The organism is Phytoactinopolyspora limicola (genome assembly GCF_011320225.1).
In the GTDB taxonomy this organism is placed as follows: domain Bacteria; phylum Actinomycetota; class Actinomycetes; order Jiangellales; family Jiangellaceae; genus Phytoactinopolyspora; species Phytoactinopolyspora limicola.
Map to the genome: position 1 here is coordinate 1 of NZ_JAAOEN010000007.1, position 12418 is coordinate 12418.

Genomic DNA, 12418 nt, shown 5'->3' on the forward strand with positions numbered 1-12418 from the left:
TTTCGTGTCGCCATGGCGACACGAAACCGGCGACGATCACCGGGGATGAGGGCCGAAAACCAACAACGATCACGGGTGTGGGGGGCGAGCCGGAGGACGTCGAGACGTAGGGTTCTTCCCCATGGACAGGTACGTAGCACTGCTCAGGGGCATCGCGCCGAGCCAGCCCAATATGCGCAACGACAAACTTCGCGAGGTCTTCACCGAACTCGGATTCGAGGCTGTGGGGTCGGTACTGTCCAGCGGGAACATCGTCTTCAGCACCTCGGGCGGCACCAGCGCCGCCGCCTTGGAGGACACCATCCAGAACGGGCTTCGGGAACGTCTGGGTATCGCCGGAGGCACCATCGTCCGTAGCCGTGCACAACTGGAGACGTTGTTCACCAGCACCACCGTGTTCGACGGGCTCACCCACGGCAAGGCCACCTATCTCACCGCTACGTTCCTGAAAGAACCGCCGTCCACGACGGTCACCCCCTTGCCCCAGCCACCGGACCCGGCTATGCAGGTTATGGGCTACGACGCATCCGCCAACGTGGTCTTGGCGTCGACCGACACCACCGGCTCCACCACACCCGACTTCATGAGCTGGTTGGAGTCGACCTTCGGCAAAGACATCACCACCCGCACCTGGCTCACCGTAGAGCGGATTCTCAAGAAGCTGTGATTCGGGCGTCTCCAGCAGGTGATCGTTGTTGTACGTACGCCCTGCCCCTCGGTGATCGTTGCCGCGCGATGTCTCAGGCTGGTAACACCCGCAACCATCCGGGCAGCGCCGACCGTCCCATAACACGTGATGATCTTCTGGAGCAGCTCTGGCAGCCATGGACCTTCCGGCCCCGCGGCCCACCGCCGAAGGGCCACGACACTAGTGGGCCTACTTACTGTGCTCCTTGTGGTGCCCGCCTGTACCGGTGGGGGGACGGACGACGACTCGTACGACGCCGACGTCGCGGCTCAGATGAGCGAACACCTCGAAGGTCAGGGCAGCGAGAGCTTTGCCGAGATCCTGCGCTCCGATCAGGAGACGACGATGCACCTGCACGACGTCCCGTACCTCGACGAGTGGGAGATCTATGAGGTCGTTCACCACGGCGAGATTCACACCGAGCAGTGGGACGTCGCCACCAGCGCCGATGCGACTCTCATCCTGACCAGCTTTCCCGAACGCTTCGAGTCCATGCTGACGGCGGATCCGGGGCGTATCTCCGATCCGGAGATGGCGTTGGTCGCGGCTCGGGATTACCTGACGATGACGGCGCAGGGCGGCTCGGACTACGTCACCCATCTCCTCGAGGACGTCGACGACATCGAGTTGTGGCCGGAGTTCGAGGAGGAGATGCGCCGCGTCGAGGACGAGTTCGGTCCCGTTGTTGATCCACCACATGTCGTCGAAGCCGACGGGGATTTCACGGTCACCACGTACGTGCAGTTCAACCTGAGGTTGGAGCGCCGGACCGTCACATTGCACGCCGACGGCAGCATCACCGACGAAACGGAGACCCTGGCCGAGGATCTGCTACAGATCTGAGCTGGCCGTATATCCACACTCTCCGCATGCTTAGAACCCGCGCGTTCTTAGGCAGCGGCCGGCATCCACGGGGGCGGGGGCAGGTGAAACGAAGCGAGGTTCACGAGTGCCAGTCGCGGAACCCGATGACGATCAGCCGCATCTCGCGCCTCGCCCGCTCCCTGATCCGGTGCTCGAGCCCGTCGCTGCTCACCGGAAGTTCGGCGAGTTCCTCGGCGTGGTCGACCATGTTCCGCACGAAGAGCCGGGAGGCCATCCGGACGTCGTCGCTGTGCCAGTTCTCGATGTTGGGAAGTCTGGCGAGTACCACCGCCAGTTCGCTGACGAACAGGTCGAGTTCGTGCCGGATGGCCTCGCGCACCACTGGTGAGCCACCGATACGTTCGCGGGAGACGAAGCCGAAATGGGCCTTGTTCTGTCGCACGGCTTCGACGAGGACCCGTGCGGACTCGTCGATGATGTTGTCCAACACGTGCGGGTCACGTTGTGCGTCCCGGATCATCCGGCGCAACGTGGCGAACGACTGCTCCACCAGCGTTAGGCCGAGCTGCTCCATCGACTCGAAGTGCCGGTAGAACGCGGCCGGCACGATGCCCGCATGCCGGGTCACCTGGCGGATGCTGACTTGAGCGAAGCCGAGTTCCTGGCTCAGTTCGAGCGCGGAGGCAAGGATGGCCTCGCGGGTGCGCTCCTTCTGCTCCTGCCTGGTGACGGAGCGGATGGCCTCGGACATTCCCACAGCATAGAGCTTTCGCCGACGCTATCTCGGGGCCCGCGCTGACCACCAGATATCGTTGTGCTTCGTCAGCCGAGTGAACAGATGCACCAACGTGTCGCATATCACACATACTCCGTGTTGCCTGCTGGACTCCGTATCGCGGACACTTCAAGTGAACGTCTGTTTACTGAATCGATCGGGAGGCCTCCATCGGTATCGTCCGGCGCTTGCTCGGCTCGCGTGCCGTAGCGTCCCTGACGTCGCCCCACTCGATCGACCACTTCCTTGAACAACTGCACCCGATGCTGACCGTGAATCACGTGCGGGCGAGGGTCGTCGAGGTTGTCCGCGAAACCGCCCACGCCACCACCGTCCTTCTGCGCCCCAACGGCGCATGGCGTGGCTTCGTGCCAGGACAACACGTTCAGTTCGGGGTCGAAGTCGACGGAACCCGCAAGATCCGGTGCTTCTCCGTCTCCAGCTCCCGGACCCGCCGGGACGGCCTGTTCGCCGTCTCGGTTAAAGCACATCCCGACGGTTATGTCTCACAGTTCCTCCACAACGAACTGCGGCCGAAGACTCTCGTCTACCTATCCCAGGCCGAGGGCGACTTCGTCCTACCCGACCCGGTGCCAGACTTCCTGCTGCTGATCAGCGGCGGCAGCGGGATCACACCGCTCATGTCGATGCTGCGGACGTTCCGCGACACCGGCCACTCCGGCCGGGTGGTGTTCTTGCACTACGCCCGGTCACGTGCGGACGAAATGTTCACCGACGAACTCGATCAGATCGCCTCGTCCGGGCCGTCCACTCGGGTGCTGCGCGTCTACACCAGAGAGCCCGCGGCCGGTGCCGAACTGGTCGGACGCTTCGACGCCGGGCACCTGGAGTATCTCGGGATCGACCCGGCACGGACACCCACCTATGTGTGCGGCCCGGCGGGGCTGATCGCCACCGTGAACGATCTGTACGACAAACTCGGCGCCACCGAGCAGCTTCGCACGGAGTACTTCAAGGTTCCGGCCATCGACCTCGACGCTGCCGACGCCACCGGCACACTGACGTTCGAGAAGAGCGCGACCGTCGTCGACAACTCTGGCGCGACCATCCTCGAGCAGGCCGAAACAGCCGGGCTCACACCGGAGTTCGGATGCCGGATGGGAGTGTGCAACACCTGCGCCATCCGCAAGAACCACGGTGCCGTCCGGCACGTCGTCAGCGGAGAAGTATCCGCCAACACCGACGAGACCATCAAGATCTGTGTGAACGTGCCGGTTGGCGACGTGAACGTGGCTCTGTGAGTGATTGAGAGACAACCTTGCCCAAGAAACACGCACCCATCGAGCCGCTGAGCGCGGTGAACCACAACGAGGCACCGAAACCGCTCGTCAGCGAGGACGCCGACAAACGCTCCACCATCGGGCTGGAGTACATGACCTACGAGCAGCTCGAAGAGTTCGGGCAGGAGCTCGACGAGGTGCGCCAGCGGGTGCTGAACGATATCGGGCAGGCTGATGCCAACTACATCCGCCGTGTCATCAAAGTGCAGCGCTCGTTCGAGGTTCTGGGCCGGGTCGGGCTCTTCTTCCCGTTCTTCTGGCCGGTCTTCCTGCTCGGCCTCGCCTTCCTTGCCCTCTCCAAGATCATCGAGAACATGGAGATCGGGCACAACGTCATGCACGGCCAGTACGACTGGATGAACGACCCCATGGTGGACGGCAAACGCTACGAGTGGGACATCGTCGCCCCCGCGGAAGACTGGAAGCGTAGCCACAACTACGTCCACCACACCTACACGAATATTCACGGGATGGACCGGGACATCGGCTACGACCTGTTCCGCGTCGACGAAGGCCAGCCGTGGTATCCGCGGCACCGGTTCAACTTGCCGATCGCGTTCATGCTGATGCTCGTCTTCGAGTGGGGTGTGATGCACCACGGCGTCGAACGCAGCGATTATCTCAGCGGCAAGATTTCGAAAGCCGAGTTCGAGGCCCAAAAGAAGCGGGCCTGGCGCAAGATCCGCCGCCAGGTGTTCAAGGACTACCTGCTGTTCCCGGCCCTGGCAGTGCCGCTCATCCCGCTGACGTCGTGGTGGGTACCGCTGGCCGTCCTGGGCGGCAACGTCGTGGCCAACGTCATCCGCAATGTCTGGTCGTTCAACGTGATCTTCTGCGGCCACTTCCCCGCCGACGTGCAAACCTTCACCGAGGAAGAGGCCCAGAACGAGACCCGGGGCCAGTGGTACCTGCGCCAGCTCCTCGGGTCGGCCAACATCAGCGGCACACGACTGTTCCACCTCATGACTGGCAACCTCAGCCACCAGATCGAGCATCACATCTTCCCCGACATTCCGGCCCGCCGGTACCCCGAGGTCGCCAAGGACGTCCGCCGCCTCGTAGAGAAGTACGGACTGCCCTACAACACCGGCCGGCTGTCGAAACAAGTACTCAGCGTCGCCCAGCAGCTGGCCGTGTTCGCGAAGAAGCCAGCTGATCCTTACCAGTGTGGCAACAGCCCCGAGTCGAAGGCGTTGCGCGAGGCCCAACAAGCCGCCGCTGCCCACGCTGACGTCCCGGTGCCGGAGCGGTCAGCGTCGTAGCGGTCAGCGTCGTAGCGGCCAGCGTCGTAGCGGTCAGCGTCGTCGCACCTAGTGTTCGTTGCGGCCCAGGCGGTGCGCGAACGTCGTAGCGCCCCGTGTCGACGCGTGGACGACCACCGTAAGCGTCAGCAGAATGACGGGGACGTACCAGCTCACATCGGCGCGTATGCCGGACAAGGTGTCGACAACGTCGGGGACAACCCCGACGTTGTACGCGACGCCGTGCGCTAAGAACGCGACGGCCACGACGCCGCCGGCAAGTAATGGCGAAATCAGCGCACCCAGGACATAGATCGCGCAGGCTAAGACCAACGAGTCGGCGATGAGCCACCCCCGCGCCATCTCATCCGGCCAGCGGATCAACGGACCGATGGCCGGCGCAAGTGATGCGAGTATCCCCACCACGGCTACCGCGGCAGCGGAGGTACTCGCTCTCCCCCGTGCACCGATCCGCTCCCAGCTGTACAAGCGGGGCCGGGAGATCGTCGCACCACACGCCGCAACCGCCACAGTGATCAGCGCCGAGGCGGGTAACACATGGCTTTCCACCAGCGGGTTCAGATCAATGCGGATCGTGCCGTGCGCCGAGAGCAGACCCAGCCCGGTGCCAACCACGAACAGCACGCCGAGCAGCAGGACCCGGCGGGCGAGCATCACCCGCCGCAGCACCCTCACCGAAGATCGGAATCGGACAGTGCGCACTCGCGAATACGCCCGGCGTTCGCGTCGTACCACTCGCTGAACTCGCGAGCGTTCAGCCCGGCGAAAGGACCTCGTTCGACGCGGTGGTCGTCGGTGTTCTCCGCAGTGGACACACTCACCAACGCGACGTTGAGTTCGTGTGCCAACGACTTGCTCTGGATGGTGGCGCGCTCACTCGTTGGACCTTCGCAGGAGGGAAAGCCGCTCATAAAGTAGGCAGTGTCCTCGGTGCTGCTCTGCTCGGGTGCGACATCTGAGCCCAGGTAGATCCAGACCACGCCACCAGAAGGGTCGTCGTCGGCCGAAGCTAGAGCAGCGTCGACGACGAGGACGCTGTCATCATCCGGAACACCCGTCCAAGCGAGCACACGCTCCGTCCCCGATCGCATGGCCCCGAGCTGCGAGGCCCGCGCAGGGTGAACGCAGTACGTCACCTGTCCGTCCTGTTCGCACACCCCGTCGACCGGACCGGCCCATTCGATCCGGGTGAGATCGACCTGGAACGGCAGCACGATGAACGCGGCGGTCCCGACTGTGAGAAGAGCCGTCAGAGCCGACGGACGCCGCCACCGGTTCACCCGTTTCAGCGCTCTCACCGCGATTCGAGCAGCCAAAAGTCCGATCAGTATCAGGACGGTGAGCCGATAGAGCTGGAACGCCGTGGCCTCCCGCCATTGCAGGCCCAACTCCCACGAGGTCACCGGAACCACCGCCGCCAGCCGCGGCATCTCAGCTGGCATCGCCAACACGACGAAGGCCCCGACGAGCACGAGCGGCCACACCCACGTGGACGAAACAACGATGCCGACCGTATAACCGACCACCACCGCGACGATCATGCCAACAAGGCCGGTCACCATGGGCAGGATGGCTGGGGTCGAGTTCTCCGCCAGCAGCGACGTGCGAACGAGCAACGGCGCCATCCCGACGACGAACGCGCCGACGAACGCCGCACACAACACCAGCAGCGTCCGCAGCAAAACCGAACTACCCGCACGACGTGCATAGGGCTGGCTGGTGATTCGACCCCGGGCGGAGATCCGGGTGGCGACGTAGGTTGCCCCGGCGGCAGCAACCGGCGCCGACAGCAGCAGATGCTCATGCATCAACTGCGCGGTGCTGTGCCACACCAGATGGGGCCAGCTCAGCCGGGCAACTCCGGGTGCGGCCGCCAGCACGGCGATCAACACAGCGGGAACCGCGATGGGCACGATGCCGAGCGGCAGCCAGGTGGATCGGACGATGGGCCGCAACATCAATAGGCTCCAAGTCGGGCCATCAGGGCGTCATAGGCACGCTCGAACGTCGACCCCGGTGAGTCGGCGCCGATCCCTTCCGCGGCCAGCGCGTGGAGTTCCGCCGCACCTCCGGTAAACGCGAGTCGGCCTTCCACGAGCACGCCGACGTGGCCGCAGAGATGTTCGATGTCCTCCATCAAGTGACTCGCGATCACCACCGTGCGCCCCTCGGCCAGATGCGTGATTCGCTCACGTAACCGCAGGCGGTGTCCTGGATCAAGGCCTGCCGTCGGCTCATCCAACAAGATCACCTGAGGATCATGCGCCAGCGCGGCGGCAAGGCCCACCCGCTGGCGTTGCCCACCGGAGAGCGCACGCACCCGGTCCCGGCCGCGATCGCCCAGGCCAACCTCGTCGAGGGCACGCGCGGCAGCCTCGTCACACTCGCGATCCGCTACGCCATGAATCCACGCGGCGTAGGCCACCGTGTCGTGAACCCGCATCTCGGGAGCCAGGGTGAACCGCTGCGGCACTAGCCCGAGAACCCGCCGTGCTGATTGCCGTCCGGAGGGGGTGCTGAGGTCGGCGTCGCCCAGCACGATCCGACCGCGTGACGGCTTCTGCAACGTCGCCATCAGCGACAACAACGTCGACTTTCCCGCTCCGTTCGGCCCAAGAATCCCGGTGACACCAGGTTGGATCGTCCACGTCACATCCGAGAGGACAGATTTTCGCCGATACGCATACGACACACCCTCGATCCGGAGTCCCACACTCACGCCCCTCACCCAGTAGGTCATTCAATGGTCCAGCTTGCGTCGGGTAGTACCTCCTGGCTCAGAGTTGCGAATAGACCCGGCCGACCCGCCGCTATCCGCAACTCTGAGCCAGGAGGCTCACCGGAGCTCTCATCCACACTCCTCGAGCACATCCGCCACCCGCGCCTCTGGCGTCCAGTGGAAGGCACGCCAGCCCACGCGTCGGGCGGCGACGACGTTCGGCTCGCTGTCGTCGACCAGGCAGTGTTCGGCCGGACGCAAGCCGGTACGTGACTCGATGACGCGGTAGAAGGCGGCGTCGGTCTTGCCATACCCGACGTCTGCGGCGTAGTGCATCCGGGTGAAGTGCTCGCGCAGGCTCAGGGTATCCCACAGATACCGCGCCCGGTGGTGCTCCTGGACGGTAGCCAAGTGAAGGTCGAATCCTTGGGCCTTCGCCTGCTCGAGATCACTGAGTAGCTGGTCATCCAGCGTCGCGTCCTGCGTGAACCAATAGTCGACGAGTTCACGGGACGAAACATGGCCGAGCATCGGCATCACCAGGTCGAGCCGCTCGAACAGGTCGGCGCGTCCGCACACGACGTCGTCGAAGTGCTCACCGAAGAAGAGCGTGTTGAGCATGGCTGGATCAATGCCGAGATCGGCCTGCAGGTTCACATACCATGGCCGCCCCTCTGGTCGACGAACCACCACCCCGTCGACATCGATCATGAGCACCCCTATACACATAGCGGCGCACGTTACCGGACCAACGGCGGCGCTACCATTCCCACACCCGGCACTAGAAGGGCAGGTCCATGACACGTCCAGCCACCGTCCCTCACCTCAGGATCGCGCGCCCGTCGCGGGACCTGGCAGTCGCCGAGCACTTCTGGCGGCACGGCGTCGGTATGGACGTTCTGTGGCGGACCACCCACTCCGACGAACCCCGGCCGCCACACGAGCACGACCTGGTGATGCTCGGCCTGCCCGGCGCATCGTGGCACCTCGAACTCGTCGCCGATGCCGATGCCGCGGCCAGCAGCCGGCCGTCGGCGGAGGATCTCCTCGTGCTCTACCTCGGCGACGGCCTCGATGAACGAACCACACAACGGGTCACGGACGCGGGTGGAAAGCGGGTGACGGCGCGAAATCCGTACTGGGAGCAGTGGGGCGCAACGTTCGAGGACCCTGACGGATACCTTCTTGTCCTGAGCCACCGTCAGTGGACCACGTAAACACGCGCAAGGCCCGACCTGCCGGCGGCGGTGCATCGCGGCGGCTACCCCTGACCACCAGGGCCCGCAGATCAGGGACCACTCAGGTGAATTCCTGAGGTGCTGACGGGTGCCCGCGAGGCATGCTGGACACATGAAGAAACTTACCCGTCCCCGAGACGGCCGGATGCTCGCCGGGGTGTGCGCCGCCGTCGCCGACTACTTCAAGATCGATGCCACGCTGGTTCGGTTGGGTGCCGTCGTTCTCGCCATCTGCACGCTGGGAACGGCCGCGGTGGCCTACATCGCTGGATGGCTACTGATCCCGGAGGAGCGAGACTCGTATGCCGCCTGGGACCACTAACCACCGGACGGTGGTCAGCCGCGGCGCATCAACGCGCGGATGCTGACCGCAAGGCCAACAACGCACCACACCAGCAGGACAACCAGGTCGCGCCAGCTCGCCGAGTAGGCGTCCGTCAGCAGGCCGGCACGGAGCAGATCCGCCGCGGGCCGGAACGGCAGCACATCGTGGACCGATTGGAACCAGGTGGGAAGCTGCGCCGCCGGGAACGTCACCGGCGAGAACAACATCACGAAGAAGACCAACACCTGTGAGACGAGCTGGGCCAGCAGCGGCGGCAGGCTCACCGCGATCGCGTAGCCGACCGACGTCGCCATCACCGCGATCAGGACGGCGGCGGCCACGAGCAAGGGCCAGTCGAAGGTGTACCCGAAGCCGTACCGCAACTGCGCAACGATCACCGCGACGGCGATGCTCGGCAAAGCGACCAGCAGCCACACCGTCAGGTCGGCCAGCAGCAGCAATGGGCGGGGCACCGGCAGCATACGCAGATAGGTGTACGTGCCGCTGGTGCGTGCCTGCGCTACACCCTGCGGAACGATGACCAGGCCGACGACCATCAGCAGCACCGTCGGCGCACCCGTGGCGAGGAACTGGGCGGTCGGGGTGTCGATGTCGGGGATGAGCAGCCCGAACCCGACGATGATCCCGGCGGCCAGCAGCGCCTGGACGACGATCACCAGCGGCAGCATCGCTCCGACCTGGGCTGTGGCCCAACGCAGCAAGGTCCGGTAGGTGGTCCAGTGGCCGATCCGCGGCGGAACGCCGGTGGGCACCCGGACCGGTGACGTGGACACGGTCAGCTCAGACATGGGCGGTTTCCTCCGGGGTGGTGGCTGCGTCCGCGGCGTCGCCGGTGGCGGCGAGGTAGGCGTCCTCGAGGGTGACGGGACCCAGCGCGTAGCCTTCGATCCGTCCTTCCGAGGCGAGTGTCGTCGCCCAGGCGACGGCGGCCTCCGCGTGGCGCGCGTCGATGGTGAGTAGTACCCGCCGGCTGGCCCGGACCCGCCGGGTGACCGGCACCGGGATATCAGTGAGCGGGTCGGGGTGGTGCGGATGGAGCGCGAGTTCGAGGCGCAGGTGGTGATCGTTCGCGCCGCGCAGCTGGCTGGGCGACCCGGCGGCGACGACTGTGCCGTGGTCGAGTACGACGAGCTCGTCGACTACCCGTTCGGCCTCGACGACGTTGTGGGTGACGAGCAGCACACCGGCACCGTCGTCACCGAGCCGGCGGACGACGTCCCACAGGCGGCGCCGCCGGGCGGCGTCGACGTCGTTGGTCGGCTCATCGAGGATGACCAAGGGAACGGGCGCGACGGCGGCCATGGCGAAAGCGGTCAGGCGCCGCACCCCGCCCGACAGCCCACCGCCGTCGGGCCGGGCCCGGCGGTCGAACCACTCGTGGATATCCAGCTCGTCGGCGATCTTTTCCGCCGCGCGCCGAGCATCGGCTCGGGACATGCCGCGCAGCCGGCCGGCGATCTCGATGGCGCCCCTGGGGGTCAGGCCGTCGATTGGTGCCTGCGACTGGGCTTGTAGCGCCACGCAGCGGCGCGCGGTAGCCGGATCGGCGATGGCGTCGACCCCCGCCACCTGGATCGAACCGCCGTCGGGGCGGAGCAGTCCGACCACCTGGGAGACCAACGTGGTTTTGCCCGCACCGTTGTGCCCCAGGAGCCCGACGACTTCGCCCGGCCGGATTCTCAGCCCGACCTGGTCGTTCGCAATGACCGAACCGAACCGCCTGGTGAGGTTCTCGACCTCCAACACCGCGCCGTTCACCATGACCTCGGGCCCTCCAGCAGCGTTCATACCGACGTTAGTTAGATACTAACAGTATTCAAATACTATTAGTATCTAGATGCCAACGGTACGTCAAGTTATGCTGGTGGTATGGATCCACACCGCTCGACGTCCACCCCCCGGACCCGGCGCACCCGTACCGAGCGACAACTCGAGACTCGTCATGCGCTCATCGGTGCGGCACTCGCGGCCTTCACCCGCGACGGCTATCACGGCGCGAGCTTGGACGACATCGCCAACGACGCCGGGTACTCCAAGGGCGCGGTCTACTCGAACTTCGGCGGCAAAGCCGAGCTGTTCCTCGCGGTGCTGGACCACAACCTGGAGGCCCTACGCGGCGACAGCTGGGATCCGTTCGAGGCAGTGGATTCGAGGGCCACCGAGCCGTCCGGCGCGCTGCCGCAGAGCACCCGGGAAGCGGCCGCGTACTTACACGGGTTCGGCCTGGCCACCCTGGAATTCATCGCCACCGCCGCCCGCGACGACACCCTCAGCCAGGCACTCCGCGCGCGGGTCCAGGTGATGGTCGACGCCTACCGGCGGGTCGCAGTCTCCGGCCGACGGCCGGACGACCCCCTGCCCGTCGACGACGTCGCACAGCTCATGGCCGCACTCGACCAAGGTGTTTCCATCCTCGCGCTCAGCGGCGCCGGCTCCATCGACGGCCCGCTGATGCGGGCCGGCCTGCGCCGACTCCTCACGGGCACGACGGGCGACGCCGACGAACCACCACCGGCGGGTGCCGATGGCGCCTCCCTGCTCCCGGATGTCGAACGGGTCCGACGGCTGATCAGCGACCTGCCGGAGGCCCCACCCCCGCACCACACCTCGTGACTCTGCCGCCCGCGCGGCGTCCGGGCCAGGTGATTACTCCAGCGGTTCGGCCGGGTCGAACGTGACGGCCAGGTCGAGGTGGCTGGTCTCCGGGTCGCCCGTGTCGGTGATGCCGCGGACCTCATAGGTGAGCGGGCCGTGAGTCACGGTGTCGCCGACGGCGACCTCGTCCTCGAAGGCCCGCTCGACCCGTTCGCTCGTGCCCGCGCCGTCGGCATACCAGAACAAGGTGTACCGGAAGCTAGCCCGGTCGCCATCGACGGTGGTGACACCCGTGCCGATATCCGGCCACATGCCGCGGGCCTGCAACGTGACACGTGGGGTTTCGTCACGGTCCGCCGACGACCTCGCCTGCACCGCGATGTCCTGACCGGCTGGCGGGGTCACATAGACGATGGACAGATTCGTGCCGTCGGGCGCATCGCAGGCGACGAGGGCGAACTCCGACCGGTCCTGGATGGGGTCGTCGGCGAGGTCGGGTTCACACAACTCGATAGCCGTGGTGGCCGTGGTCGGCTCGCCGTCGGGAATCTCGCCGTCGTCCACCGTACTGCCAGCGGTGGGCGCGGGATCGTCGGCGACCGTCGAATCGTCACCGCAGCCGGCCATGATCAGCGCGACGGCGGCCACCGCCGCGGCCACGGCGCCCCG

General features: G+C 65.9%; 15 protein-coding genes. 7 read left to right on the forward strand and 8 right to left on the reverse strand.

The genetic code is table 11. From position 1 onward, the window contains the following. Positions 1-121: 121 nt before the first annotated feature. Positions 122-667, forward strand: coding sequence for a DUF1697 domain-containing protein (locus G8760_RS17045; protein WP_166353369.1), 546 nt, complete (start codon positions 122-124; stop codon positions 665-667). Positions 668-895: 228 nt separating this feature from the next. Next, on the forward strand, positions 896-1531 hold the full coding sequence (locus tag G8760_RS17050; RefSeq protein ID WP_166353371.1) for a hypothetical protein: 636 nt from the start codon (positions 896-898) through the stop codon (positions 1529-1531). 100 nt (positions 1532-1631) lie between these two features. Here G8760_RS17050 and G8760_RS17055 read toward each other — a convergent pair whose 3' ends face one another. After that, a complete protein-coding gene (locus tag G8760_RS17055) occupies positions 1632-2264 on the reverse strand; it encodes a TetR family transcriptional regulator (protein ID WP_166353373.1) in 633 nt (210 codons plus the stop codon). A gap of 212 nt (positions 2265-2476) precedes the next feature. Between G8760_RS17055 and G8760_RS17060 the strand changes: the two genes are divergently transcribed. Next, positions 2477-3550 (forward strand): ferredoxin reductase, encoded by a 1074-nt coding sequence (locus tag G8760_RS17060; protein ID WP_207782452.1) that lies wholly within the window; start codon positions 2477-2479, stop codon positions 3548-3550. Between the two features lie 131 nt (positions 3551-3681). After that, complete coding sequence (locus tag G8760_RS17065) at positions 3682-4851, forward strand: fatty acid desaturase family protein (RefSeq protein WP_425502350.1); 1170 nt, start codon at positions 3682-3684, stop codon at positions 4849-4851. A 48-nt stretch (positions 4852-4899) separates the two neighbouring features. Here the strand turns inward: G8760_RS17065 and G8760_RS17070 are convergent, their stop codons facing one another. The 4 genes from G8760_RS17070 to G8760_RS17085 all read right to left on the reverse strand — a co-directional run bounded on the left by G8760_RS17070 (position 4900) and on the right by G8760_RS17085 (position 8299). Beyond that, positions 4900-5526: a hypothetical protein gene (locus tag G8760_RS17070; RefSeq protein ID WP_166353377.1), complete on the reverse strand. Its 627-nt coding sequence runs from the start codon at positions 5524-5526 to the stop codon at positions 4900-4902. Then, the gene (locus G8760_RS17075) at positions 5523-6809 is read right to left on the reverse strand and encodes a hypothetical protein (protein WP_166353379.1); all 1287 of its coding nucleotides are present in this window, start codon (positions 6807-6809) and stop codon (positions 5523-5525) included. The genes G8760_RS17070 and G8760_RS17075 overlap by 4 nt, the downstream gene beginning before the upstream one ends. Next, complete coding sequence (locus G8760_RS17080; protein WP_207782453.1) at positions 6809-7570, reverse strand: ATP-binding cassette domain-containing protein; 762 nt, start codon at positions 7568-7570, stop codon at positions 6809-6811. Before G8760_RS17080 ends, G8760_RS17075 begins: the two co-directional genes overlap by 1 nt. A gap of 129 nt (positions 7571-7699) precedes the next feature. Then, positions 7700-8299: an HAD family hydrolase gene (locus G8760_RS17085; RefSeq protein WP_166353381.1), complete on the reverse strand. Its 600-nt coding sequence runs from the start codon at positions 8297-8299 to the stop codon at positions 7700-7702. 68 nt (positions 8300-8367) lie between these two features. Here G8760_RS17085 and G8760_RS17090 point away from each other — a divergent pair, with 68 nt between their 5' ends. Both G8760_RS17090 and G8760_RS17095 read left to right on the forward strand, forming a co-directional pair. Further along, the gene (locus tag G8760_RS17090; protein WP_166353383.1) at positions 8368-8787 is read left to right on the forward strand and encodes a VOC family protein; all 420 of its coding nucleotides are present in this window, start codon (positions 8368-8370) and stop codon (positions 8785-8787) included. 133 nt (positions 8788-8920) lie between these two features. After that, positions 8921-9130, forward strand: a complete 210-nt coding sequence (locus G8760_RS17095) for a PspC domain-containing protein (protein WP_166353385.1) — start codon at positions 8921-8923, stop codon at positions 9128-9130. 14 nt (positions 9131-9144) lie between these two features. On the opposite strand, the gene G8760_RS17100 is transcribed toward G8760_RS17095, so the two are convergent. After that, positions 9145-9942, reverse strand: coding sequence for an ABC transporter permease (locus G8760_RS17100; protein WP_166353387.1), 798 nt, complete (start codon positions 9940-9942; stop codon positions 9145-9147). After that, a complete protein-coding gene (locus tag G8760_RS17105; RefSeq protein WP_207782454.1) occupies positions 9935-10942 on the reverse strand; it encodes an ABC transporter ATP-binding protein in 1008 nt (335 codons plus the stop codon). The genes G8760_RS17100 and G8760_RS17105 overlap by 8 nt, the downstream gene beginning before the upstream one ends. Positions 10943-11023: 81 nt before the next feature. On the opposite strand from G8760_RS17105, the gene G8760_RS17110 reads away from it, so the two are divergent. Continuing rightward, positions 11024-11767 (forward strand): TetR/AcrR family transcriptional regulator, encoded by a 744-nt coding sequence (locus G8760_RS17110; RefSeq protein WP_166353389.1) that lies wholly within the window; start codon positions 11024-11026, stop codon positions 11765-11767. Between the two features lie 33 nt (positions 11768-11800). Here G8760_RS17110 and G8760_RS17115 read toward each other — a convergent pair whose 3' ends face one another. After that, a complete protein-coding gene (locus G8760_RS17115; protein WP_166353391.1) occupies positions 11801-12409 on the reverse strand; it encodes a hypothetical protein in 609 nt (202 codons plus the stop codon). Positions 12410-12418 lie beyond the last annotated feature (9 nt).